Consider the following 26147-nt stretch of genomic DNA (forward strand, 5'->3'; position numbering starts at 1 on the left):
TGGAATCACCCATGACCGACCAAAGCGCCCCGGCGCTCAAGGAAATCTTCAACGTCGAACGCCTGCACCACATCGCTACCGAGATGACAGCGGTGTATCCAGCGTTCGACGCCCAGGCTTTCCTCAAGCACGCCAAGACCGGGCTGGCCGAGTTGTCGGTGATGCAACGCATGGCACGGGTCAGCGAGAGCCTGCACGCGGTGATCCCCTTGGATTACACGCAAACCCTCAAACTGCTTTACGCCCTGGCACCGCGCCTGAACAGCGGGTTTGTCAGCCTGTTCCTGCCGCACTTCGTAGCGAGCTACGGCCTGCATGACTTCAAGCGTTCCATGGCTGCACTCAAATACTTCACCACCTTCGGCTCCTCCGAGTTTGCGATCCGGCACTTTTTGCTGCACGACTTCCAGCGCACCCTGGCGGTGATGCAAACCTGGTCGCTGGACGACAACGAACACGTACGACGCCTGGCCAGCGAAGGCTCGCGACCGCGCCTACCCTGGTCGTTTCGCCTGGCAGACGTACAAGCCAACCCCGAACTGTGCGCTTCGATCCTCGACAACCTCAAGGCCGACCCCAGCCTGTACGTACGCAAGTCGGTGGCCAACCATCTCAACGACATCACCAAAGACCACCCGGATTGGGTGCTTACCCTCATCGAAGGCTGGCCCCTCGACAACCCCCACACTGCCTGGATCGCCCGCCATGCCCTGCGCAGCCTGATCAAGCAAGGCAACACCCGCGCACTCACGATCATGGGCGCCGGGGGCAAGGCTGAAGTGAAGCTGCATGGATTGAGCGTGACCCCGGCGGTGATCAACCTGGGGGAGCGGATCGCGCTGTCGTTCAGCCTGGAATCAACAGCGGCCACAGCACAGAAGCTGGTGGTGGATTACGCCATTGATTACGTGAAAAGCGCCGGGCATAGCGCGAAGAAGGTGTTCAAGCTCAAGGCGTTTAGCCTCGGTGCGGGTGAGCACCACAGCCTGAGGCGCGAGCAGCACATCCGCGAGCTGACCACGCGCAAGCACTATCCGGGCAGGCATGTGGTGCATGTGATGGTAAATGGGGAGAGGCTGGGCAGCGCGGAGTTTGAATTGCTGGCCTGACAGGCTCCAAGCAACACCACTGCTCAAATGTGGGAGGGGGCTTGCCCCCGATGGCGGAGTGTCAGTTGGTGAAAGTGTTGACTGACACACTGTCATCGGGGGCAAGCCCCCTCCCACATTTTAATCCTGTTTCGGTCAGTTGGATTCGCCGAGCAGCAACCCCTGCTCCCGCGCGCACAACTCCACCACGTAATCCCACAACACCCGCAGCCGCACCGATTTATGCAACTCCCTGCGCGAGCTGATCCAGTAACTGCGCTGGATACCCTCCCCCGGCAGCAGCGCCACCAAGTCCGGATCGCCGGAGGCCATGAAGCACGGCAACACCGCAATCCCCAACCCCGACCGCGCAGCCTGGTGCTGGGCGATCACGCTGGTGCTGTGGAACACCACCTTGGGGTTGCGGCAGAAGCTGCTGAGAAATTTCAGCTCCTGGCTAAACAGCAGATCGTCTACGTAATCGATCCACGCATGGGCCGCCAGGTCTTCGCGTTTCTCAATCGGTGGGTTACGCGCCAGGTAATCACGGCTGGCGTAGAGCGCCAGGCGGTAGTCGGTGAGTTTGCGCGTGACCAGTTGATCGACGCTGGGGCGCTCCAGGTGAATGCTGATTTCCGCTTCGCGGTTGAGGATGCTGACAAAGCGCGGCACGGCTACCAGTTCCACTTCCAACCCCGGATAGCGTTCGAACAGCCCGCCCATACGACTGGCGAGGAACATCACCCCCAGACCTTCGGCCACCCCCAGGCGGATCTTGCCCAGCGGCGCGGCGGAGTGCGTCAGCTCGTCTTCGGCCAGCAGCGCGACGTTTTCCATGGCCTCGGCATGCTTGAGCAGGGCTTCGCCGGCGGGGGTCAGCTCATAGCCCTGGGCGTGCTGCACAAACAACGCGGTGCCCAGGCTTTTCTCGATAGCCTCGATGTGCCGGGCCACGGTGGCGTGGGTGGTTTTCAGACGTTGCGCGGCGGTCAGCAGGCGGCCGCTGCGTTGCAACTCCAGAAAGTAGCGCAGGTCATTCCAATCGAACATGTGCCCTCCATCTCCATGGGTCTTCGCCGCGCTGTTTAAAAACGCACAGCAGCTGGGTAAAAACTAACATTTTTAAGACGAAAACTAACAACTAGGATGGAGCCAATAAGAAAAACAAGCGAGACCTCAAATGCCCACTGCAACTGCTGAGTACGATTACATCGTCGTAGGCGCCGGCCCCGCAGGCTGCTTGCTGGCCAATCGTCTGTCCGCCAACCCCGCCCACCGCGTATTGCTGCTTGAAGCCGGTGGCCGCGACAACTACCCCTGGATCCACATCCCCGTCGGCTACCTGTTCTGCATCGGCAACCCACGCACCGACTGGTGCCTCAAGACCGAAGCCCAGGAAGGCCTGCAAGGCCGTGCGCTGAGTTATCCACGGGGTAAAGTGCTGGGCGGCTGCTCATCCATCAACGGCATGATCTACATGCGCGGCCAGGCCCGTGACTACGACGGCTGGGCGGCCGAAGGCAACGAAGGCTGGGGCTGGGACGATGTGCTGCCCCTGTTCAAGAAGAGCGAAAACCATTTTGCCGGTAGCTCCGAGTTCCATAGCGACGGCGGCGAGTGGCGCGTTGAGCAACAGCGCCTGCACTGGCCTATCCTCGATGCGTTTCGCGACGCGGCGGCGCAGAGTGGCATCGCCAACATCAACGACTTCAATCAAGGCGATAACGAAGGCTGCGGCTACTTCCAGGTCAACCAGAAGGCCGGTGTGCGCTGGAATGCAGCCAAGGCGTTTCTCAAGCCGATCCGCCAGCGCCCCAACCTCACTGTACTGACCGAGGTTGACGTAGACCGCGTGCTGCTGGAAAACGGCCGCGCTTCCCAGGTGATTGGGCGTCAGCAAGGCCAGCAGGTGAGTTGGAAGGCGCGCAAGGAAATCATCCTGTGTGCCGGCTCCGTGGGCTCGCCGGGCATTCTGCAACGCTCAGGTATCGGCCCCTCCAGCGTGCTCAAGCCGCTGGGCATCAATGTGCTGCACGAACTGCCCGGTGTTGGCGGCAACCTGCAGGACCACCTGCAATTACGGCTGATCTACAAGCTGGAAAACGCTCGCACCCTCAACCAGATCGCAGGCACCCTGTGGGGCAAGATGGGCATGGGCTTGCGCTACCTTTATGACCGCAGCGGCCCGCTGTCGATGGCGCCCAGCCAGCTTGGCGCGTTTGCTCGCTCCAGCCCGGACCAGGCCTCGGCCAATCTCGAATACCACGTGCAACCGCTGTCTCTGGAACGTTTTGGCGAGCCGCTGCACGCGTTCCCGGCGTTTACCGCGTCGGTCTGCGACCTGCGCCCGCAAAGCCGGGGGCGCATCGATATTCGTTCGGCCAACCCGGAGGATGCGCCGCTGATCCGGCCCAACTACCTCAGCCATCCAGAGGATCTACGCGTGGCCGCCGATGCCATTCGCCTGACGCGACGCATTGTTGCCGCGCCCGCCCTGAGCCAGTTCAAACCGGTGGAGTACTTGCCCGGCGACTCGCTGCAAACCGAGGAGCAACTGCACGAAGCGGCTGCGCGTATCGGGACTACTATCTTCCATCCGGTGGGCACCTGCCGCATGGGCAGCGATAAAGACGCTGTGGTTGACGCCCAGCTGCGGGTACACGGCGTGCCCGGCCTGCGTATTGCTGATGCTTCGGTGATGCCGCGCATTACGTCCGGCAACACCTGTTCACCTACGCTGATGATCGCGGAGAAAGCCGCGCAGCTGATCCTTTCGCCGAATACAAGGAGCCTCACCCCGCAGAGAGAACTGGTTCATGCAATCTGAATAGCGGCGCCGAAACTGGCGCCGACAGTGGAACAACAATAAATAATCACTGTGAGGGCTACCCGATGTCAGAACATGCTCAACCCTTGGGCTCGGCGGTCAACGCCGCGAGCACCAGCAACGACTCGAAGAAGGTCATCTTCGCCTCCTCCCTGGGGACGGTGTTCGAGTGGTATGACTTTTTCCTCTACGGCGCCCTGGCGGCGGTAATCAGCAAACAGTTCTTTGCCGGGGTCAACGACACCACGGCGTTTATCTTTGCGTTGATGGCCTTTGCTGCCGGCTTTGTGGTGCGCCCCTTCGGCGCGTTGGTGTTCGGCCGCCTGGGGGACATGATCGGGCGAAAATACACCTTTCTGGTCACCATCATTTTGATGGGCGTGGCGACCTTTTGCGTCGGGCTATTGCCGACCTACGCCAGCATTGGTATTGCGGCGCCGATCATCCTGATCGTGCTGCGCATGCTGCAAGGCCTGGCCTTGGGCGGCGAGTACGGTGGCGCGGCGACCTATGTGGCCGAGCATGCGCCTGCGGGCAAGCGCGGCTTCCATACCAGCTGGATTCAATCCACCGCGACCCTCGGCCTGCTGCTGTCGCTGCTGGTGGTGCTGGCTTGCCGCTACTTCACCGGTGACCAGTTCGAAGTGTGGGGCTGGCGTATTCCGTTCCTGTTTTCCATCGTGCTGCTGGGTATCTCGACCTGGATTCGCATGAGCCTGCACGAATCGCCGGCCTTCTTGAAAATGAAAGAGGAAGGCAAGGCCAGCACGTCGCCGATACGTGATTCGTTCGGCAAATGGGAAAACCTCAAGGTGGTGTTGATCGCGCTGTTCAGCATCAACGGCGGGCAAGCGGTGACGTTCTACGCCGCGCAATTCTATGTGCTGTTCTTCCTCACCCAATTCCTGAAAATGGACCCGGCCCTGGCCAACATGCTGCTGATCATCAGCGTGGTGATTGGCGCGCCGTTCTTTATCTTCTTTGGCTGGCTGTCGGACAAAGTGGGACGCAAGCCGGTGCTGATGCTCGGCCTGTTGCTGGCCACCGTGTTGTACTTCCCGATCTTCAAGAGCCTGGCGCACTACACCAACCCAGCGATGGACCAGGCCAGCACCCAGGCGCCGATCACCGTACTGGCCGACCCGGCCACCTGCACCTTCCAGTTCGACCCGGTGGGCAAGGCGAAATTTGACAGCCCGTGCGACAAGGTCAAGACGTTCCTGGTCAAGCAGGGCCTGCCCTACAGCAGCGCTGCGGCCCCGGCGGGCAGCCCGGTGCAGGTGAGCGTCGGCGAAGTGCGTATTGACGGCTTTGACGAAAAGGCACTGCGCGGCGCCGTGACCCTGGCTGGCTACCCAAGCTCAGCCGATGTGGCGCAAGTGAATAAAACCATGGTGGTGGTGCTGATCGTGGCGCTGATCCTGATCGCGGCCATGTGCTACGGGCCGTTGGCGGCGTTGATGGTGGAGTTGTTCCCAACGCGTATCCGCTATACCTCGATGTCCCTGCCCTACCACATTGGCAACGGCTGGTTTGGCGGGTTCCTGCCGACGGTGTCGTTTGCGTTGGTGGTGTATACCGGGGATATCTTCTATGGCCTGTGGTATCCGGTGGTGGTGACGGGGGTGAGTTTGGTAGTGGGAATGTTCTGCCTGAAAGAAACACGCCACGTAGACATCGACAATAACTAACCCGATCGTCTGAACACAGAAGATCCCCTGTGGGAGGGGGCTTGCCCCCGATAGCGGTGTATCAGTTGAAGCTTCTTTGACTGACACTCTGCAATCGGGAGCAAGCCCCCTCCCACATTTGCCTTGAGGCATCTACACAAATTGCTGTACATCCATACAGATAAAGGTTGATCAAACGCTGCTGACTAAGCATCCTGCACAGCATCAACCCGATCTGATGTGACGACCATGCGGCTGTACCTCTGTGAAAAACCCTCCCAGGCCAAGGATATCGCGGCCGTACTCGGCGCCAGTCGCCGGGGCGACGGCTGTTGGCTGGGCAACGGGGTCACGGTCACCTGGTGCATCGGCCATCTGCTCGAAACCGCCCCGCCCGACGCCTACGACGAAAAGTACAAGCGCTGGGTGCTGGCCGACCTGCCCATCGTCCCGGAAAAATGGAAGATGCGCGTCAAACCCAAGACTGCCAGCCAGTTCAAAGCCGTCAAGCGACTGCTCGGTGAGGCGCAAGAGCTGGTGATCGCCACCGACGCCGACCGTGAAGGCGAGATGATTGCCCGCGAATTGGTGGAGCATTGCCGTTATCGCGGGCCCATCCAGCGTCTGTGGTTGTCGGCGCTGGACGACGCGTCCATCCGCAAGGCCCTGGCGACCCTCAAGCCCGGCGCCGAAACCTTCAGCCTGTATCACTCGGCCTTGGGCCGCTCCCGCGCCGATTGGTTGATTGGCATGAACATGAGCCGCCTGTTTACCTTGCTCGGGCGCCAATCCGGCTACCAAGGTGTGCTGCCGGTAGGTCGCGTACAAACCCCAACCCTGCGCCTCGTAGTAGACCGTGACCGCAGCATCGCCGACTTCGTGCCGGTAGCCTATTGGGCAATTGACGTAGACCTGCACCACGAGCGCATGACCTTCACTGCCCAATGGCGAGCAGCAGACGATGTTTGTGACGACCAGGGCCGATGCCTCAACCCCCAACTGGCCCGCGATGCGGCCGAGGCCATGCGCAACGCCGCCAGTGCACGGCTGGTCAAGCTGCGCACCGAACGCATGCGTGAAGTGGCGCCCCTGCCCTTTGACCTGGGCACCCTGCAAGAAATCTGCTCCAAAAAACTCGGCCTCGGTGCCCAGGAAACGCTGGATATCGCCCAATCCCTCTACGAAACCCATAAAGTCATCACCTACCCACGCAGCGACTGCGGCTATCTGCCGGTTAGCCAGCACAGCGATGCGCCGAAGATCCTCGACGCCCTGGGCCGCGCCGATGCCGCGGTGAATGAGCTGATGCCCCATATCGACCCCCAGCGCCGCTCACGGGCATGGAACGACGCCAAGGTCAGCGCCCACCACGGCATCATCCCCACCGGTGCAGGCAAGGACGTAGGGCAACTAACGGGTAAGCACCGTGCGGTCTACACCTTGATTCGTGCGCGTTACCTGGCGCAGTTCCTGCCCAACCATGAATACGACCGCACCCAGGCGGATTTCGACTGCGCCGGGCAAGCGTTGCGTGCGGTGGGCAAGGTCGTGATCGAGCCGGGCTGGAAGCGCGCCTTGCCCGAAGCGCTGGCGCCGGCCAAGGGCCGTGAAGCACCTGCACCGCAGGCCCTGCCGATGTTGGTTCAGGGCCAGGAGTACACGGTAGCCAAGGTCAATCTCAAAGACCTGTGGACCCAACCACCCAAACCTTTTACCGAAGGCGACCTGATCAAGGCGATGAAAAACGTCGCCAAACTGGTGGAAGACCCACTGCTCAAACAAAAGCTCAAGGACACCACCGGCATCGGTACCGAAGCGACCCGGGCCGGGATTATTCAAGGCTTGCTCGACCGCGGTTACCTGGTAAAGAACGGCAAGGCGCTGTCGGCCACACCGGCGGCGTTCAGCCTGATCGACGCGGTGCCCCGGGCCATTGCCGACCCCGGCACCACGGCCATCTGGGAGCAGGCGCTGGACATGGTGCAAAGCGGCGAAATGAGCCTCGAAGAATTCGTCGCCAAACAAGCGGCCTGGATGAGCAAGCAAGTGGCACGCTGCAATGGCATGCGCATGACCATCACTGGGCCGGCCAGCCCCTCAGGGGCCGCGCCATGGAAAAAGAAACGCAAGAGCGCCCCGCGCAAGACCAGCGCCAGCCCAAAACGCGCTAAAAAGCCGGCAAATGCGGGGTAAACAGCAAAAAAATCCGGCGAATGACGTTTTTCGACGGGTTTAACGCCGCTTTGGACCTTGCCCCCGCGCAGGCCGTCTAGGATTCTTTAGGGGACCTTGACTACCTAATAACAACACCGGAGTGGCCGCCATGAAAACCGTCGCACAAGTGCTCAAAGCCAAGGAGCTTAAAAACCAGGACGTGCACACCATCCAATGGGACCACACCGTGTTTGAAGCACTGGTGCGGATGTCGGAGAAAAACGTCGGGGCCTTGCCAGTCGTCAAGGAAGGCGTGGTGGTAGGCATCATCAGTGAGCGGGATTACGCGCGTAAACTTATCCTCAAAGGCTTGTCGTCTGTGACCACGCGGGTCGATGAAGTCATGAGCTCTCCGGTGATCACCGTCGACACCCATAAAAAGGTCGATGAGTGCATGAACATCATGACCGACAGCCACCTGCGCCACCTGCCTGTCGTCGAAGACGGCCAACTGCTGGGCTTGCTGTCGATTGGCGACTTGGTGAAAGAAGCCATTGCCGATCAAGCTGACCTGATTAAACAGCTGGAGCAGTACATTCGCGGCGAATAGGGGAACCCATGCTCGATAGCCTGGAACACCAGGAAGGCCACCTCGACACCCTGCACCAGGCCATGGCCGGCGGGCGCTTTCTGGTGCTGACCGGCGCGGGGATCAGCACGTCATCGGGCATTCCCGATTACCGCGACAGCGAAGGCGTGCGCCGGGGTAAGCCGCCCATGATGTACCAGGAATTCACCGCCACTCCAGAAGCTCGGCGCCGGTATTGGGCCAGGGCGATGCTGGGGTGGCCCAGGGTATGTATTGCCCAGCCAAACCAGGCTCACCTGGCGCTGGCGACGTTGCAGCAACGCGGGCGCATCAGTGGGCTGATCACCCAAAACGTCGATACCCTGCATGACCAAGCTGGTAGCCATGACGTAATCGAGTTGCACGGCAGCCTGCACCGGGTGCTATGCCTGGATTGCCAGCAACGCAGCGAGCGCAATGCGATCCAGCGGCTGATGGAAACACAGAACCCCTACCTGGCCGGCGTCGATGCGGTGCAGGCACCGGATGGCGATACATTGCTGGACCCAGCGTTTGAGGCGCGCTTTCAGGTGCCCCGATGCCCCCATTGCAATGGTCAGCGATTGAAGCCAGATGTAGTGTTTTTTGGCGAGAACGTGGCACCGCCCACAGCGGCCAAGGCCATGGCCGCGGTGGAACAAGCCGATGGGTTGTTGGTGGTGGGTTCTTCGCTGATGGCCTATTCAGCGTTCAGGCTGTGCAAGGCGATGGTGGAGCAAGGCAAACCGGTGATAGCGATCAACCTGGGCAAGACGCGGGGGGATGAGTTGTTGCAGGTGAAGATCGAGGCGTCTTGCGAGACGTTGTTGCCCCTACTCACTGACCGCCTCCAATAGCAAAAACACCACAAATCAACTGTGGGAGGGGGCTTGCTCCCGATAGCGGTGTGTCAGTCAATAGATCAGTGACTGATACACCGCTATCGGGAGCAAGCCCCCTCCCACATGGGTTTTGTGTTGAATCTACTGTTCGTGAGCTACGACCTGCCACTCCAGAAAGTGACGCCCAAGTCACATTTTCCCGCATCCCCCCGTCCTCACGACGATTTATGTAGTGACCAAAAATAATCACTACATAACCGTTGACGTAACCCTTTTGTCCTTGCATTATCGAGACGTCTCCCGGATCGGGAGCGTTGGCAACACGTGTTTTGAACCAGCTCGTCTGACCGCCGAGCTGTTCTATCCGGATGTGCACTGCCCACAAGGCAGATTGATGAAGCTGACCGACCCGCAAGGGTGGGTACAAGGAGCTCAAACGCCTCTTGTCTTCGTTATGAAACCATTGCGTAGCAGTTCATCAGCAAGACTACATGCATCAGGTTCAAGACCCTGCCCGTATTCGGCAGACAGTCGCTGACGCCCGGTTTTCGGAACCGGAGACAACTTACTCATCAATTGATAAATCGCCAACTGGTCAAGGGGCTTACACATGAATCTGAACAACCAACCAACTATCGATGAATTGGCTGAGATGTTCGCAGCGCAGAAAGACACACTCGACGACCATATCCTTTGGGTTGGCAAATCGGGCGAAGTCCAAATTGACTGCCTGGCGCCCCACACCGAAGAAGCCGAGTTTGACCGCAATAACCGTGAGCTCGCGGCACGCCTGAAGATGTACCGCCGTGGCCAGGGTTATGTCGGTAAAAAAGCGGCGGCTGATCGCAACTTTATCGAACACGTTTTCGACACACTTAACAATGCCTGGGCGTCTTTCAAAGACAGCTCGCAAGTTAAAGTTGTTGACCGTTACTACTAAGTAACACTCACTTTAGATGGGCACTGGTTTACCAGTGCCCATTTTTATTTCAAGTACTGTTAAAACGTGGGAAACCTACCCTTCCCCGCTTCATCCCGAAAAATATCAAACAGCACTTGCGCCGCCGCCGACAATTCATGCCCTGGCTTGGTCAACACACCAATCGGGCGCTCAATCACTGGATCGCGCAGCGTAATGCAATGGGCACCCGCCTCTTCCATCTGTCTCGCACATAACGCTGGCACGGCGCTGACGCCCAAGCCACTGGCAACCATTTTGCCCACCGTCGCCAATTGATGGCTCTCCAGCGCGACCGGCAACTTCATCTGCAACGCACCCAAGTGCTCTTCCAGCATCACCCGCACCGTGGACGGCCTTTGCAACGTGATGAACGGCTGCTCCAACAGGGTTTTCCAATCGATCTCGGCACAGGCTGCCAACGGCGAATCACCGGGCACTACGGCGATAAAGCGATCCAAATACAACGGCGTGAACGCCAGCGAAGAACCGTCTGTTGGCTCGAAGGCCACGCCCAATTCCACTTGGCGGTCGCGCACCATTTCCAACACCTGCTCGTTGATCAGGTCATGCACCGTCACATTCACCTGAGGGTAACGCGCGCGGAATATCTTCAGGATCGGTGGCAACAGGTTACCGGCAAACGACGGCATTGCCGCCACCGTCACCCGCCCACGTTGCAAGGTGAAGCGCTGGCGCAGTTCGTCTTCGGCATTGTCCCACTCCGCAATTAAACGCCGGGCCAAGGGCAGCAGGGACTCACCTTCAGGGGTCAGCGCAACATTGCGCGTATTGCGACTGAAAAGGCGCCCACCCAGCCCTTCCTCCAGGCCCTTGATGGTAAGGCTCAACGCCGATTGGGAGAGATGCAGGCGCTCGCAAGCGGCGGCAAAACTCAAGGATTGGGCCACGGCGAGAAACGCCCGCATCTGTTTAACTGTCATAAGGCTACTCCGAGCGGCTGGGCAACTATGCTGTTTTCTAAATCAATCGACCTTAAAAAACAACTTAACAAATCAATCCATCGGCGCAACACTCGGTTCACTGGCTGGACCACAAACAATAAAAGAGGTGCATATGGCAGGTTTCGATAAACGCGTGGCGTCCTATGAAGAAGCGCTGGCAGGCCTGGAAGACGGCATGACCGTGCTCTCCGGTGGTTTTGGCCTGTGTGGCATTCCAGAAAACCTCATCGCCGAGATCAAGCGCAAAGGCACCCGCGACCTGACCGTAGTTTCCAACAACTGCGGCGTCGACGGCTTTGGCCTGGGCGTGCTGCTGGAAGAAAAACAGATCAGCAAAGTGATCGCCTCCTACGTCGGTGAAAACGCCCTGTTCGAAAAGCAACTGCTCAGCGGCGAAATCGAAGTGGTATTGACCCCCCAAGGCACCCTGGCAGAAAAAATGCGCGCAGGCGGTGCCGGCATCCCGGCCTTCTTCACCGCCACCGGTGTTGGCACTCCGGTCGCAGAAGGCAAGGAAACCCGTGAGTTCAACGGCCGCCCATACCTGATGGAAGAATCCATCACCGGCGACTTCGCCATCGTCAAAGGCTGGAAAGCCGACCACTTCGGCAACGTGATCTACCGCCACACCGCCCAGAACTTCAACCCACTGGCCGCCACCGCGGGCAAGATCACCGTGGTTGAAGTCGAGGAAATCGTCGAACCGGGCGAGCTGGACCCGGCGCAGATCCACACCCCTGGCATCTACGTCGACCGGATCATCTGCGGCACGTTCGAGAAGCGCATCGAACAGCGCACCGTGCGCAAATAATCCGCCTCCAGCCCGAATAATAAGAGGAAACACCCATGGCTCTTACCCGCGAACAAATGGCTCAACGCGTCGCCCGCGAAATGCAGGACGGTTTCTACGTCAACCTCGGCATCGGCATTCCGACCCTGGTGGCCAACTACATCCCCGAAGGCATGGAAGTGATGCTGCAATCGGAAAACGGCCTGCTGGGCATGGGGCCGTTTCCTACCGAAGACACCATCGATGCCGACATGATCAACGCCGGCAAGCAGACCGTCACCGCACGCGTTGGCGCCTCGATCTTCTCCTCCGCCGAGTCGTTCGCGATGATTCGCGGCGGCCACGTCGACCTCACTGTGCTCGGCGCATTTGAAGTGGACGTACAGGGCAACATCGCCTCATGGATGATCCCCGGCAAGCTGGTCAAAGGCATGGGCGGCGCCATGGACCTGGTGGCCGGCGCAGAAAACATCATCGTGATCATGACCCATGCGTCCAAGGACGGTGAGTCCAAGCTACTCAGCCAGTGCAGCCTGCCGCTGACCGGCGCCAACTGCATCAAGCGTGTACTGACTGACCTGGCGTACCTGGAAATCGAAAATGGCGCTTTTGTCCTCAAGGAACGCGCACCTGGCGTCAGCGTTGAAGAGATTGTGAGCAAGACCGCCGGTAAACTGATCGTCCCGGACCACGTTCCAGAAATGCACTTCCAGTGAGGACAGATTCCATGCAAGACGTCGTGATTGTTGCTGCCACCCGCACCGCCGTGGGCAGCTTCCAGGGTTCGCTGGCGAACATCCCGGCACCGGAACTGGGTGCCGCCGTGATCCGCCGCCTGCTGGAGCAGACCGGCCTGGACCCGGCCCAAGTGGATGAAGTGATCCTTGGCCAAGTACTCACCGCAGGCAGCGGCCAGAACCCGGCACGCCAGGCCTCGATCCTCGCCGGCCTGCCCCACGCGGTGCCGAGCCTGACCCTGAACAAAGTCTGCGGTTCCGGCCTCAAGGCCCTGCACCTGGGCGCACAAGCCATCCGTTGTGGCGATGCCGAGGTGATCATCGCCGGCGGCATGGAGAACATGAGCCTCGCCCCCTACGTACTGCCCGCCGCACGCACCGGTTTGCGAATGGGCCACGCCAAGATGATCGACAGCATGATCACCGACGGCCTGTGGGATGCGTTCAACGACTACCACATGGGCATCACCGCCGAAAACCTGGTGGACAAATACGGCATCAGCCGCGAAGCCCAGGACGCTTTCGCTGCCGCCTCCCAGCAAAAAGCCACCGCTGCTATCGAGGCCGGGCGCTTTGCTGACGAAATCACGCCGATCCTGATCCCCCAGCGTAAAGGCGATCCAATCACCTTCGCCGTAGATGAACAGCCCCGCGCCGGCACGACTGCCGAGTCCCTGGGCAAACTCAAACCAGCGTTCAAGAAAGACGGCAGTGTCACCGCCGGCAACGCTTCGAGCCTCAATGACGGCGCCGCAGCCGTGCTGCTGATGAGTGCTGACAAAGCCAAGGCCCTCGGCCTGCCAGTGCTGGCCCGCATCGCCAGCTACGCCAATGCCGGCGTCGACCCGGCGATCATGGGCATCGGCCCGGTGTCGGCCACTCGCCGCTGCCTGGACAAAGCCGGTTGGAGCCTGAGCGACCTGGACCTGATCGAAGCCAACGAAGCCTTCGCCGCGCAGGCCTTGGCGGTGGGCAAAGAGCTGGAGTGGGACGCTAACAAGGTCAACGTCAACGGCGGCGCCATTGCCATCGGCCACCCGATTGGCGCCTCAGGCTGCCGCGTGCTGGTAACCCTGCTGCACGAGATGATCAAGCGTGATGCCAAGAAAGGCCTTGCCACTTTGTGTATCGGTGGCGGCCAAGGCGTAGCGCTGGCCCTCGAACGCAGCTGATTAAATGAGCAACATTGAAAAGGCCCGGTTCCACGAAAACCGGGCCTTTTCTTTATGCGCTCTGTCTGAAAAAACACAGTTCAAATGTGGGAGCGGCGGTGCGACGATTCGACTTGCTCGCGAATGCGGTGTGTCAGACACATATTCTTTGACTGACCGGACGCATTCGCGAGCAAGTCGAATCGTCGCACCGCCGCTCCCACATTTGATCCTTATTGCCTGTCAGATTGCGGCACCGCAAACACCGCACTCGCCCGCGCCACCACCTTTTCCCCCACCTGCAAACTCACCGTGGCAAACGCCATCTGCCGCCCGCGTTTGTGATGCTCCAAGCGCACCACAATCCACTCCCCCACCTGCACCGCCCCCAGGTAATCCAGAGTCATGCTCGCCGTAATCAGCGGCAACGGCGGCTCACTGGAAAACGCCATCGCATAACCCATGCCGATATCCGCCAGGGTCGCCAACACCCCGCCATGCACGGTACCGCGCCCGTTCGCATGACGATTGTCGGCACGCAAACCGATTTCCAGTTGCAAGCCTTCACCCCGACAATACGCAGGGCCTAATAAATCGAGAAGTGGGCTGCTGCGGGGCAACGAGACAAAACCTTCGGGCACGGCGTGGGCGATCATGGCGAGTTCTTCCTTGGAGTCAGGCTTGAGGTGTACGCCTGCCCCTCAGTCACAGCCATCACCATCAGCGGCGCAAATCCCCTTTGATGCTTTGCGTTAATCCGCCAGACCCGCTTTAATCGCCGTCCAATTTCCCCGCACCTCCCAAGGAATCGTAATGCGCCACCTGGACGGCAAACCAAAATCCTACCTGTTGTGCCTACTGGCAGCCCTGACCCTAGCGGGCTGTTCACCCAAGGATCACTCCCGCGCAAGGGTGATCAACGGCGAGCAAAGCCGTGCTGGCGCGCAACTGGCGTATGAACATGAACTGACGCTTGCCCTACCGGGCGCGCTGCTGGTGCCACGCATGCAGGCCACCCGCGAAGCTTGCGAAACGGCACGATTTGGCGCCTGCAATATCCTGGGCATTACCGAAGACGGCAACGGTGGCGAGATCATCCTGCGTATCGCACCGACCGGCGTGGAGCCCATGGTTGCGATGGCAGCCGAAGGTGGCAAACTCGGCCAGCGCATCACCACCGCCGAAGACCTGGCCGACGCCGTCGCCGATGTGCGCCGCCGCCAAGAGCGCCTGCAAGCCCAGCAACAGCGCCTGGACGAATTGGCCAAGCGCAAGGACATCACCGTCAGCGACCTGATCGCCTTGAGCAAGGAGCAAGCATCCATCGAAAACGAGTTGCAGGAACTGGCACAAATCGCCGCCAACCAGCAACGCCGTCTCGACACCAACCGCGTAACCCTGAACTTCCGCTCATCCGACGGTGCAAATCAACCGTCGCGGTTCAGCCGCATGTTCAGCAACCTCGGCGACAACCTGGTAAACGGCACCGCCGACGCGGTGGAACGCTCCAGCTATGTGCTGCCGTTTGTGATCCTGGCGTTCCCGGTGATCTGGTTGTGGGTGTGGCTGTGGCGCCGGTTCGTCAAACGCCGCAGCTGATCAGCGCTTCAGACAGCGCTGATAACGCTCGTCCACCCGCTTGGCGAACCACGCCGTGGTGAGGTTGCGGGTGATCTTTGGGCTCTTGAGCACGATGCCCGGCAGGATTGCCCGCGGCATCGGCTTTCCGGCAGCCTTATCGGCCAGGGCGAACACACGCGTGTAGAGCGTGGTCTGCTCAAAGTCCAACTGCTCACCCTGCTCCAGTTGACTGCGGATGCTCGGGTTACGCATATCCAGCTTCGCCCCCAATGAGCGCACTGCCAACTCGGTGGTACCGGGCAGCAACGAACCGAAGCGAATCAAATCCCCATCCAACGCCAGCTCTTTGCCTGAGGCGCGGCTGACCGCCGCCTGGAACGCGGCGTTGCGGCTGGCGTACCACCCGGCATTGAAGTCGGCAAAGCGGTACAGCGGCTGGTCGTAGTTCACCGGGTAACCGAGCAAGTGGGCAATGCCGAAGTACATGCCGCCACGGCGGGTGAAGACTTCACGTCGGATAGAGCCATCCACTGTGTAGGGATAACCCCGCGCCTGTTTCTGCGCAAAGTCGATACTCACCTGCATGGGGCCAGCGGTGTGCACGGGGTTGAAGCCGTCAAAGAGGGTTTTGCCCAAGGGCACCACGCTGATGAAATCATCAAAAATACCGCTCAGGTCTTTCTCCGTGCGCGCGGCACTCAGCCGGTCGGCGTAGGTCTTGCCCGTTGGCGAACGCAATTGCAGGGCGCTGCGTACCACAAACGCTGGCACATGGACTTTGCCCGCGCGACGCAGGATTTCATCCTGGGCGATCTTGCCCATGTTCGGCACGGGCGGGTCGACCTGGTAGGTGGACTCCTGCTCGGTCACCGCCAGCACCGCGCAGATATTTTCAGTGCTGGGGTAAATCCTCTGCGTGTCGAAGGCGGTGTAGATGTCCTGCGCCCAGCCGTTTCGGTCCGGCACCTTGGCAGGCAGCAGGCGCACGATTTGCGCTTTCACCTCGGCTTCGCTGCGCTCCGGCTGCTGCGGGCTGCGTGCGGTGGAGCAACCGGCCAGTACCAGCAAAGGGGTGAGGCACAGGATCAGGCGGCTTGGGAGCATGGGACATCCTTGGATAACAACGGGCCGGGCATTACAGATATCGACCGGTAAGTCTAACCAGGGTTCGCCGACCGGGTGCGCTCGCCAATCATGAACAAAAATGACAGGATCGACCAACCACCATTCATAAAAGGAGTTTGAATGTCATGCACAGTCTGAATTTCTTCGTCACTTGCCTGATCGTCGTGCTGATTCCCGGTACCGGCGTGATCTTCACCGTGTCCACAGGCCTCATGGCCGGCAAACGCGCCAGTGTGTTCGCTGCACTGGGATGCACCGCCGGGATTATCCCGCACTTGCTGGCGTCCATTCTCGGCCTCTCCGCCCTGCTACACACCAGTGCCTTGGCATTCGACATGCTGAAGTACGCAGGCGTCGCCTATCTGTTGTACGTGGCGTATGCCACCTGGCGGGATCGCTCGGCCTTTGCCGTGAGCGACACGCCGACGGTCTCCAGCTCGCGTAGTCTTATGTTGCGTGGTTTTCTAATGAATATCCTGAACCCGAAATTGACCATTTTCTTCCTGGCGTTCCTGCCACAATTCGTCACCCCAGGCAGCACCGCCCCTGCTGTGCAAATGTTGATGCTTAGTGGCGTGTTCATGGCCATGACGTTTACGGTATTCGTGGCGTATGGCCTGCTGGCCAATGTATTTAGTCGCACGGTGATTGAGTCGCCACGCGTGCAGAACTGGCTGCGGCGCAGTTTTGCCGCAGCGTTTGCGGGGCTGGGGTTGAATCTGGCGTTTGCGCAGCGCTGAAAGCCCACACTCATGCTTCAATCGCACGACGTCAATTGAAACGTCCTACGTGATCGCCAGATAAGCTCTACTCCTCTGCTCTAAAAACCTCTGCAAAGTCCCTCGACTGACTACACAGTGCGAGGGATTGCAGATGAATTTAATTGTTACCGGGGTCCAATCGTGAACCCCGCCATTGGCAGGCTGGCCCTGACCCCGATGGATGTGAAGACGGTCGATGTCGAGGCCGTGTTTCGTGACTTCCGTGAGTGCCTGAATACCTTTGACGAGTGGGCCGAAAGCTTTTGGAGCTTCTCGGCGCTGGATGTCGAGCAGGTTTTCAAAGTTGGGGAGGAAGTGGCGCTGGTCGCGCCCGTCAAAAGTTCGATCACTCCCAACACCACCACCGCAATGTGCGGCGCAAACGGCACATTGACACTGGTGCATCTGTTCCAGAGCACGCGCTTTGTGCCCATCGGCAACACGCCGGTGATGCTACAACGCGTCGATCCCAAGGGCAGCCCACTGGGCGAACCGATCCACAAGACCATCGGCCCCAGCGGCATTCTCGAAATCAACGAGTGCGATCGTAACCAGCAGTACCGGGTCAGCTTTTATCCCAATGTTTCCAAGGATCACGTCAAGGCGCTCTATGCGTCTTATCAGACGGTGATTGATGAGCTGGAAGTGCGCCTGCGTGAAGCGTGGACGGATACCTTTGAAGCCCAGTGGAAAACCTTTGCCGACGCCAAGCCACTTGATCAACGCGGCATGCTTGAAAAAGCATTCCTACGGGGCATGGGCACAGCGCTTTACAGCCTTTGGGACAATTTCACGCAGTTATATGACCTGTTGGCGGACATCAAGCCCAACAGTGAAAAGCTGCTGGCGTACCTCTCCCAATCCGAACTCGATGAACTGCTGAAGCTGGGCAATGACGCCATTGCCAAGGGCTTGCTGGTGCTCAGTGATGAGCCGCTGATGTTTATCTACCTGTCGGCGATAGCCAGCTGGGTGCGGATGTTGCCGCCCCAGGAAATGAACGAGGTGATGGGGGAAGTCACTGGCGAGGTGTTGATCGCCTTGCTGCTGTTGAGGGTTTTAGGTGCGATGGGGGTAGCGGTGCGCCTGGGGGCTCAGGTGCTGGCGCATATCAAATCCGTTCGGGCACGGCATTTGTTGGAGCTGCTGGCTAAGGCGTTGGTGGGAGGCAAGCTGGAAACCCATACCGACGCGGTTAAGCCGTTCGAGCTCGGAGGACCGGCTGCACCGGTAAAAACAATTCCGGCTGTGCCGTTGAAGGTTGGGGATCAATTGGTTTCGAACCCGGTGGCGATGGTTCGAGGCAAGGGTCAGCAGAGGACGGCGTTGGTTCGGCAAGAGTCTGTGGATGATGTGCCGGCTTCGGGTAAGAACCCGAACGGGGATACCGCTTCAAGTTCGGATAAAACGGCTACTGACGGCTGCCCGGTTTCGATGGTTACCGGGGAGGAATTGTTGACTTTGGTTGACGGTTCGCTGGACGGGATTCTGCCGTTTGAGTGGACCCGGCTGTACCGCACCAGCGCCGTGGAAGTGGATTGCGGGCTGGGGTTCGGCTGGAGCCACTCGCTGGCGCATCGGCTTTCTGTTGTGGGTGACTCGGTGGTGTGGACCGATCATGAAAATCGGTCGATTGCCCTGCCCTTGCCCTCTTCTTCTCGGCCTGCGATTACCAATAGCTTGGCCGAAGCGGCAATCTATCTGGGCGAAAAGCCGGATGAGTTGGTGCTGGCTCAAGCCTCACGTTTTTACCATTTCGTTAACGGTTCGCTGACGGCGATCAGTGATGCGTATGGCAACCGGCTGCGTATTTCTCGTGATGTTTTGGGGCGTATTGAGCGGGTGAATAACGGTGTTGGGCGCTCGTTGTTTTTGCGCTACTCGGCCGATCGCATCGTGGCGGTGGATTACCAGATTCAGCGGGCCAAGGGTTATGAGCCCTACGTCTGGGTGACCGAGCAAAACATCGTTTCCTACGCCTATGGCGAACTCGGCAGGCTGATTTCGGCGACCAATGCCGTAGGCGAAAGCGAGGTTTATCGCTACGACGACCAGCACGTCATTCTTGAACGGGGTTTGGCCGGTGGGGCGAGTTTCTTCTGGGGGTGGGAAAGGTCTGGCAAGGCGGCGCGATGTGTTCGGCATTGGGCCAGTTTTTCGCAGATGGACACGCGGTATGTCTGGGATGACAACGGCCGCGTCACGGTGTTTAACGCCGATGGCAGTCAGGAAGTGTATGTGCATGACCAGCACGCAAGGCTGGTGCAGCGGGTTGATCCGGATGGCGCGGAGCACTTCAAATCCTACGATGACAAAGGCCGGCTGACGGTTGAGCAAGACCCGCTGGGGGCGGTGACGGCGTATCAGTACGACGACGCCGGGCGCTTGGTGGCGGTGTTTCCGGGAGACAATGAGCCGACAGCATACGAGCATGACAACGGCTTCATACGGGTTGTAAGACGCGGTGACGCGGTTTGGAAGTATGAAAGAAATGATCAGGGCGATGTCACGCGCAAGATTGATCCTGATGGGCATATCACCGATTACACCTACAACAAACACGGGCAGCTGATTGGGGTTTGGTTCCCGGATAACAGCTCTCAACGGCTAGTCTGGAATGCGCGCGGACAGCTCACTGAAGAACAGCTGCCCAATGGCGGGATCAAGCGGTATCGCTATGACGATATTGGGCGGCAGATCGCGCGTGAGGATGAGCATGGTGCGCTGACCCAGTATCAGTGGGACCACGTTGGGCGCTTGGTTCGGGTAGTCCTACCGGGCGGCGCTTGCAGGGAATACAGCTATAACCCCTACGGAAAAATCACCGCCGAGCGTGATGAGCTCGGGCGTGTTACGCGCTACGAGTACGCGGATGGTTTGCACCTGATCAGCCGTCGCATCAACGCTGACGGCACCCAGGTTAAATACCACTACGACAATGTTCGGTTGTTGCTGACCGAGATCGAAAACGAGGTTGGCGAAACCTATCGGTTGCAATACCACGCCAACGGCCTGATCCAACAGGAAACCGGATTCGATGGCCAGCGCACCGCCTACGTCTACGACCTTAACGGCAATCTGCAAGAGAAGACCGAGCATGGCGATGACGGCAGTCAGCTCGTCACCCGCTACGAACGCGACTTCGTCGGACGCCTCATACGAAAAACCCTGCCCGACAGCAGTGTTGTTGACTATGCCTACGACCGCCAGGGCAATCTCCTTAGCGTCGACGACAGCCACTGGTTTTTAGCCTACGAATACGACCAACAAAACCGCCTCACCGCCGAACACCAAGGCTGGGGCACCTTGCGTTACGGCTATGACGCCTGCGGCCAGCTTCAAAAACTGCGCCTACCGGATAACAACCGTGTTGTTTTTAATCATGCCAAAGGCGGCCACCTCGCCACCGTCGAACTCAACGGTTCAACGCTTACTTCTCACCTATTCAAATCAGGCCAGGAACACCAACGCCAGCAAGGCCAACTCCTCAACCACTACCACTACGACGACCAACAGCGCCTCCACGCCCACGCCGTCACCCAACAAAACCACTACCTCTACCAACGCCAATACGACTACGACAAATCCAACAACCTCACCCGCCTGCTCGACACCCGCAAAGGCGAACACCGCTACCAGTACGACCCACTCAACCGCCTAACCCGCGCCGACCATTCCCAAGACCTGCAAGAACGCTTCGGTCACGACCCGGCTAGCAACCTGCTCATGCAAGACCGCCCCGGCCCCGACATCGTGGCTGGCAATCGTCTGTTGATGCAGGGCGACAACCACTACGACTACGACGCCTTCGGCAATCTGATCCGTGAACGACGCGGCAAGGGCCCGCAGCACGTCACCGAATACCGCTACGACTGCCAACATCGGTTAATAAGCGTCACCAAACCCAACGGCCAAGCCGCCAGCTACCGCTACGACCCATTCGGCAGGCGCATCAGCAAAACCGTCGACAACATCACCACGGAGTTCTTCTGGCAAGGCGACAAACTCATCGCCGAATACCACAAAGATAAACACCGAAGCTACCTCTACGAACCCGACAGCTTCCGCCCGCTGGCCCTTCTGGAAGGCTTTGGCCCAAAAGCCACCAAGCCCTACCACTATCAGCTCGACCACCTCGGCACACCACAGGAACTCACAACTCCCGAAGGCGAAATCGTCTGGTCTGCTCACTACCGCGCCTACGGCGAAATTTCCCGGCTCGACATCAGAAAAGTCGACAACCCACTACGATTCCAAGGCCAGTACTTCGACCAAGAAAGCGGCCTGCACTACAACCGCCATCGCTACTACAACCCGGATATCGGCCGCTACCTGACGCCTGACCCGGTGAAGTTGGCGGGTGGGATCAACGCCTACCAGTACGCAACCAACCCTACAGGGTGGATAGATCCATTAGGGTTGAGTTGCAGGGCTGGGAATTGCCCCGGCGGCGTACTAGACACACATGAGAACGAAGGCGGTCATTTAATAGAAAAGCACGTCGGGCAGACAGACAGGCAACTGTTTGAAAGGCTCAATCTGGAGCCACATATTCCTGCAGCCTCTACATTCAAAACCATTGAGGAAGCTGAAACTCTTGTGTCTAATACTTTAACTGCGAGACGCCAAGAGATATCCATATTTTTAGAAGGTAGAGGAGACAAACATATCATTCACGAAAGTTCCAACCTGCCTGTAGGCGTGAGCATAATTAGAGGAACTGAAACCTCTATACCTGTTTATAATTTCATTCTAGTTCTAAGGAGAAAACCAACGATGCCTGATGGCTATCTATTACTAACAGGATACCCAGAAAAATGAACATCCCTTTGACCAAGCTCCAACAGTTTCTCGGCGCATACTTCAATCAAGATTGGGTATATGACTATACTTCAGCCGACGAGGTGATTGACTCATTTTTAACAGAGTCATCCCGAGACACAATCATCACCGTAAAGGAAGAAATTCTAGAATTAAAAAAAACTTGCACAAATGAACAAGAGTTCCAAGACAAGCTACTGCGCGAACAGCATTGCTACTATTACTACCCACATGAATGGACATCTGGAAAGCTATGGCTTGAACATGTGATAAGCAAAATAGATACGTTCCTACATCAGCCAGAAAATTAGGACGATCAGGCTTATAAAATCAGCGCCGGCGCGATTGCGGTGGATCAGCATAGTATTTGTTGGCTGACACACCGCCATCGGGGGCAAGCCCCCTCCCACATTTTGAATTGCAGCGGGTGTTAGATCCCCGCCAACGCCAGATCCATCGCAAAGTACGTAAAAATCAAATCCGCCCCCGCCCGCTTGATCGACCCCAACGTCTCGCGCACCACGCGATCCTCATCAATCGCCCCCGCCTGTGCGCCAAACTTGATCATCGCGTACTCACCGCTCACCTGGTACGCCGCCACCGGCAACCGCGAGGCTTCGCGGATGTCGCGGATGATGTCGAGGTAGGCACCGGCCGGTTTGACCATCAGCGCGTCCGCGCCTTCCTGTTCGTCCAGCAATGATTCGCGCACGGCTTCGCGGCGGTTCATTGGGTTCATCTGGTAGCTTTTGCGGTCGCCCTTGAGGGCGCTGCCGCCGGCTTCGCGGAACGGGCCGTAGAGGGCCGAGGCGAATTTGGTCGAGTAGGCCATGATCGGGATGTGGGTGAAACCGGCGTCATCCAGGGCGCGGCGGATGGCTTGGACCTGGCCGTCCATGGCAGCCGAGGGTGCGATCACGTCGGCGCCGGCGCGGGCGGCAGCTACGGCTTGTTTGCCGAGGTTGACCAGGGTTGCATCGTTGTCGACATGGGCGCCGTGCATCACGCCGCAGTGGCCGTGGTCGGTGTATTCGCAAAAGCAGGTGTCGGACATCACGATCATTTCCGGCACGGCGTCCTTGATGATCGAGGACATGCGCGAGACCAGGCCGCGTTCTTTCCAGGTGTCGCTGCCGCTGGCGTCCAAGTGGTGGGACACGCCAAAGGTCATCACCGACTTGATGCCGGCGCGGGCGTAGCGCTCGATTTCGCTGGCGAGCTTTTTCTCAGGAATACGTTGCACGCCCGGCATGCTGGTAATCGGCACGAAGTCGTCGATTTCTTCTTCGACGAAGATCGGCAGCACCAGGTCGTTGAGGGTGAACTCGGTCTCCTGGAACAAACCACGCAGCTCCGGGGAGCGGCGCAGGCGGCGTGGGCGGGCTTGGGGGAACTGGCTGGTCATGGCTGTCCTGAAATAATGACGAAATCTTTGGGGCGAAAGCTTATGCCCACTGGCATGCGCAGCACAAACGCCGAGGGGCCAATAGTGTATTGCTCGGGCCGTAATAATGTATTGATCTAGAGCTGTAGACGCCCTTCGATGCACACCGCGACGGCGCCGCCGACCCAGATTTCATCGCCTTGGCGTTCGACGCGAATACGCCCTGCACGCCCAATCGCCGTGCCCTGGCTGACCACAAAGCGATCCGGCGCCAAGCCTTCTGCGAGCAACCATTGGGCAACGCCGGCGTTCAGGCTGCCGGTGGCCGGGTCTTCCTGGGCGCCGTCGCCTGCGACAAAGGCACGCACTTCAAACTGAGCGTCCACATCGTCGAGATTGGGGTCGCAGGGGGCAATCACGCCCACGGCCAAGCCGAGCAACTGCGAGTAGTCCGGCTGCAAATCCAGTACCTGACTGCGATCGGCCAACATCAGTGCCAGCCAGCCCGCACCGTTGTCGACCCACTGGCTGCGTACGATGGCTTGCGGGCTCAGGCCCAATCCCAGGCGTACGCGCTCAAGCAAAGGCGCCTCCACCGCGCCGGAGCGCAACAAAGGCGGCGCAATAAACGCCAGCTCAGCGCCTTGGCGACGGATGCGCACCAGGCCGATTTCGCACTCCTGAATGATCTCTTCGCCTTTTGGAACGCCGCCAGCTTGCAGCCAGGCATGGCAACTGCCCAGCGTCGGGTGACCGGCGAAAGGCAGCTCCTTCAGGGTGGTAAAAATGCGCACCCGGTAGTCAGCCTTGGGGTCGCGCGGGGTAAGCAAAAACGTGGTTTCGCTGAGATTGGTCCAATTGGCAAAATCGGCCATTTGCTGGTCTGTCAGGCTGTCGGCGCCAAACACCACGGCCAGCGGGTTGCCTTTAAGCGGCACGCTGCTGAACACATCCAGTTGTTTGAAATCAAAAGTCGGCATCGGCTCAGCTCGGAATATTCAGGCCACGGATCACCGCCGGGCGGGCAACGAAGCCGTCCAGCGCGCGCAGTACGTTGGGGAAGTCGGCAATGCCCACCAGGTCGCCCGACTCGTAGAAACCGATCAGGTTGCGAATCCACGGGAAGGTGGCGATGTCGGCGATGCTGTAGTCGTCACCCATGATCCAGGTGCGGCCCAGCAGGCGCTTTTCAAGCACATCCAGCAGGCGTCGGGACTCAGCGGCGTAGCGGTCCCGGGGGCGCTTGTCTTCATAGGCCTTGCCGGCAAACTTGTTGAAGAAACCCAACTGGCCAAACATCGGGCCGATGCCGCCCATCTGGAACATCAACCATTGAAGGGTTTCGTAGCGGGTGGCTGGGTCTTCAGAGAGCAACTGGCTGGTTTTTTCTGCGAGGTAGATAAGGATCGCACCGGATTCGAACAGCGCCAACGGCACGCCGCCGGGGCCATTGGGGTCGATGATCGCAGGGATCTTGTTGTTGGGGTTTAGGGACAAAAACTCGGGGGACAACTGATCCTGGGTATCGAAGCTGACCTTATGTGCCTCGTAAGGCAGGCCAAGCTCTTCGAGCATGATCGACACTTTTACCCCGTTGGGGGTGGGCAGCGAGTACAGTTGCAGGCGCTCCGGGTGCTGGGCAGGCCATTTGCTGTTGATCGGGAAGGCGGCGAGAGGGTTCATAGGGAAATCCCTGAGCAGAAAGCCTCCATCATAGTCATCTGGCTGATGTCCTGCATGGGTCACGAATGCGCAACATCAGCGGGCTATTATCCCGCGTGGGCGAACCAATACGCCCTTGCGCACTCTTAAGTGCGCTTGAAGGGTGAATGGAGGCACCTTGCTATAACGACAAGGAACACCGCTGGACGCAGGATGCGTCACTGGGGCCGGGCATGTCAGCCTTAATCCGATGCACTTAAGACTCGACATTTATGACCATCAAGCCTCTGTGCCTTGCGAAACGCCTGAAACGATATTCATACATCATGTTGCCTATTTTGTTGGTGGGCGGCGCCATCGGCCTGACCCTGGAGTCGCGCACGAGCAAAGCCGAACAGGCAGACGGTGTGCAAACCCTGGTGTTCCTGCGCCACGGCGAAAAACCTGCCGGCGGCCTCGGCCAGCTCAATTGCCAGGGCCTCAACCGGGCGATGAACCTGGCCACCCTGCTGCCGGAAAAATTCGGCAAGGCCGATTTTGTGTTTGCTGCCAACCCGACGCGCAATGTCGAGGAAGGCGAGCTGGACAATTCCTACAGCTACATTCGCCCCCTGATGACCATCAGCCCCAGTGCTATCAAGCTCGGCCTGCCGGTGAACATCAACTTTTCTGCGAATGACACCAGTGACCTCGCCGATGAGCTGGTGGAAGACAAGTACCACAACGCGACCATCTACACCGCGTGGTCCCACGGCTACCTGCCGGAGTTGATCAACAAGGTGGCCAGCGAAGCCTCGGGTGAAAAGCACACCATCACCGACGATTGGTCTGGCAGTGATTACGACACGCTGTATGTGCTGACGCTGACCTGGCATAACGGCAAGGCTTCGCTGTTGAGCCGCAACTATAAGCAAGGCTTGAACAACGGTGACGAGAGCTGCCCGGACCCGACGCAGGTCAGCGCAGACTCCTGATGGCTAGGCCTCGGCCAGGCAATTCATAAGTAGCAGGTACAGACCAACAA

Annotated in this window: 22 protein-coding genes; 15 read left to right on the forward strand and 7 right to left on the reverse strand. The window is 59.1% G+C overall.

Going from position 1 to position 26147, the window contains the following annotated elements:
• Positions 1-11 precede the first annotated feature (11 nt).
• Positions 12-1109, forward strand: a complete 1098-nt coding sequence (locus tag ICY20_RS16610) for a DNA alkylation repair protein (RefSeq protein ID WP_194938027.1) — start codon at positions 12-14, stop codon at positions 1107-1109.
• Positions 1110-1244: 135 nt separating this feature from the next.
• Here the strand turns inward: ICY20_RS16610 and ICY20_RS16615 are convergent, their stop codons facing one another.
• A complete protein-coding gene (locus ICY20_RS16615; RefSeq protein WP_159960051.1) occupies positions 1245-2138 on the reverse strand; it encodes a LysR family transcriptional regulator in 894 nt (297 codons plus the stop codon).
• A 130-nt stretch (positions 2139-2268) separates the two neighbouring features.
• Here ICY20_RS16615 and ICY20_RS16620 point away from each other — a divergent pair, with 130 nt between their 5' ends.
• From ICY20_RS16620 to ICY20_RS16645, 6 genes are all read left to right on the forward strand, one after another.
• Complete coding sequence (locus ICY20_RS16620; protein WP_194938028.1) at positions 2269-3915, forward strand: GMC family oxidoreductase; 1647 nt, start codon at positions 2269-2271, stop codon at positions 3913-3915.
• Between the two features lie 65 nt (positions 3916-3980).
• Complete coding sequence (locus tag ICY20_RS16625; protein WP_159960047.1) at positions 3981-5606, forward strand: MFS transporter; 1626 nt, start codon at positions 3981-3983, stop codon at positions 5604-5606.
• Positions 5607-5834: 228 nt separating this feature from the next.
• Complete coding sequence (locus ICY20_RS16630; RefSeq protein WP_194938029.1) at positions 5835-7778, forward strand: DNA topoisomerase III; 1944 nt, start codon at positions 5835-5837, stop codon at positions 7776-7778.
• Positions 7779-7908: 130 nt separating this feature from the next.
• The gene (locus tag ICY20_RS16635) at positions 7909-8349 is read left to right on the forward strand and encodes a CBS domain-containing protein (protein WP_194938030.1); all 441 of its coding nucleotides are present in this window, start codon (positions 7909-7911) and stop codon (positions 8347-8349) included.
• Between the two features lie 8 nt (positions 8350-8357).
• A complete protein-coding gene (locus ICY20_RS16640; protein ID WP_194938031.1) occupies positions 8358-9203 on the forward strand; it encodes an NAD-dependent protein deacetylase in 846 nt (281 codons plus the stop codon).
• A 595-nt stretch (positions 9204-9798) separates the two neighbouring features.
• On the forward strand, positions 9799-10128 hold the full coding sequence (locus ICY20_RS16645; protein WP_159960039.1) for a hypothetical protein: 330 nt from the start codon (positions 9799-9801) through the stop codon (positions 10126-10128).
• Positions 10129-10187: 59 nt separating this feature from the next.
• Here ICY20_RS16645 and ICY20_RS16650 read toward each other — a convergent pair whose 3' ends face one another.
• Positions 10188-11090, reverse strand: a complete 903-nt coding sequence (locus tag ICY20_RS16650) for a LysR family transcriptional regulator (RefSeq protein ID WP_194938032.1) — start codon at positions 11088-11090, stop codon at positions 10188-10190.
• Between the two features lie 133 nt (positions 11091-11223).
• Here ICY20_RS16650 and ICY20_RS16655 point away from each other — a divergent pair, with 133 nt between their 5' ends.
• Genes ICY20_RS16655 through ICY20_RS16665 form a run of 3 tightly spaced genes read left to right on the forward strand, consistent with a single transcriptional unit; the run spans position 11224 to position 13810 of the window.
• Positions 11224-11922: a CoA transferase subunit A gene (locus tag ICY20_RS16655; RefSeq protein ID WP_010211319.1), complete on the forward strand. Its 699-nt coding sequence runs from the start codon at positions 11224-11226 to the stop codon at positions 11920-11922.
• A gap of 35 nt (positions 11923-11957) precedes the next feature.
• Positions 11958-12617 (forward strand): CoA transferase subunit B, encoded by a 660-nt coding sequence (locus ICY20_RS16660; protein ID WP_060756454.1) that lies wholly within the window; start codon positions 11958-11960, stop codon positions 12615-12617.
• A gap of 11 nt (positions 12618-12628) precedes the next feature.
• Positions 12629-13810: an acetyl-CoA C-acetyltransferase gene (locus tag ICY20_RS16665; RefSeq protein WP_194938033.1), complete on the forward strand. Its 1182-nt coding sequence runs from the start codon at positions 12629-12631 to the stop codon at positions 13808-13810.
• 212 nt (positions 13811-14022) lie between these two features.
• On the opposite strand, the gene ICY20_RS16670 is transcribed toward ICY20_RS16665, so the two are convergent.
• Positions 14023-14445, reverse strand: coding sequence for a PaaI family thioesterase (locus ICY20_RS16670; RefSeq protein ID WP_038843905.1), 423 nt, complete (start codon positions 14443-14445; stop codon positions 14023-14025).
• Between the two features lie 157 nt (positions 14446-14602).
• On the opposite strand from ICY20_RS16670, the gene ICY20_RS16675 reads away from it, so the two are divergent.
• Complete coding sequence (locus ICY20_RS16675) at positions 14603-15388, forward strand: DUF4349 domain-containing protein (RefSeq protein ID WP_159960033.1); 786 nt, start codon at positions 14603-14605, stop codon at positions 15386-15388.
• Here the strand turns inward: ICY20_RS16675 and ICY20_RS16680 are convergent, their stop codons facing one another.
• Positions 15389-16474 carry a DUF1615 domain-containing protein gene (locus tag ICY20_RS16680; protein WP_159960031.1) on the reverse strand — a complete coding sequence of 362 codons (1086 nt, stop codon included), beginning with the start codon at positions 16472-16474 and terminating at the stop codon, positions 15389-15391.
• A gap of 146 nt (positions 16475-16620) precedes the next feature.
• Between ICY20_RS16680 and ICY20_RS16685 the strand changes: the two genes are divergently transcribed.
• From ICY20_RS16685 to ICY20_RS16695, 3 genes are all read left to right on the forward strand, one after another.
• Complete coding sequence (locus ICY20_RS16685; RefSeq protein ID WP_159960029.1) at positions 16621-17235, forward strand: LysE family translocator; 615 nt, start codon at positions 16621-16623, stop codon at positions 17233-17235.
• Between the two features lie 198 nt (positions 17236-17433).
• A complete protein-coding gene (locus tag ICY20_RS16690; RefSeq protein ID WP_194938082.1) occupies positions 17434-22077 on the forward strand; it encodes an RHS repeat-associated core domain-containing protein in 4644 nt (1547 codons plus the stop codon).
• Positions 22074-22388: a contact-dependent growth inhibition system immunity protein gene (locus ICY20_RS16695; RefSeq protein ID WP_159961468.1), complete on the forward strand. Its 315-nt coding sequence runs from the start codon at positions 22074-22076 to the stop codon at positions 22386-22388. Before ICY20_RS16690 ends, ICY20_RS16695 begins: the two co-directional genes overlap by 4 nt.
• Before the next feature lie 119 nt (positions 22389-22507).
• On the opposite strand, the gene hemB is transcribed toward ICY20_RS16695, so the two are convergent.
• From hemB to ICY20_RS16710, 3 genes are all read right to left on the reverse strand, one after another.
• The gene (gene hemB, locus ICY20_RS16700) at positions 22508-23482 is read right to left on the reverse strand and encodes a porphobilinogen synthase (RefSeq protein ID WP_122490065.1); all 975 of its coding nucleotides are present in this window, start codon (positions 23480-23482) and stop codon (positions 22508-22510) included.
• Between the two features lie 116 nt (positions 23483-23598).
• A complete protein-coding gene (locus ICY20_RS16705) occupies positions 23599-24441 on the reverse strand; it encodes a PhzF family phenazine biosynthesis protein (protein ID WP_159961470.1) in 843 nt (280 codons plus the stop codon).
• A 4-nt stretch (positions 24442-24445) separates the two neighbouring features.
• Positions 24446-25144, reverse strand: coding sequence for a glutathione S-transferase N-terminal domain-containing protein (locus tag ICY20_RS16710; RefSeq protein ID WP_159961472.1), 699 nt, complete (start codon positions 25142-25144; stop codon positions 24446-24448).
• A gap of 251 nt (positions 25145-25395) precedes the next feature.
• Between ICY20_RS16710 and ICY20_RS16715 the strand changes: the two genes are divergently transcribed.
• Entirely contained in the window at positions 25396-26097 is a 702-nt protein-coding gene (locus tag ICY20_RS16715) for a histidine phosphatase family protein (RefSeq protein WP_159961474.1), read from the forward strand.
• Positions 26098-26147: the final 50 nt, after the last annotated feature.

Source organism: Pseudomonas pisciculturae, assembly GCF_015461805.1.
In the GTDB taxonomy this organism is placed as follows: domain Bacteria; phylum Pseudomonadota; class Gammaproteobacteria; order Pseudomonadales; family Pseudomonadaceae; genus Aquipseudomonas; species Aquipseudomonas pisciculturae.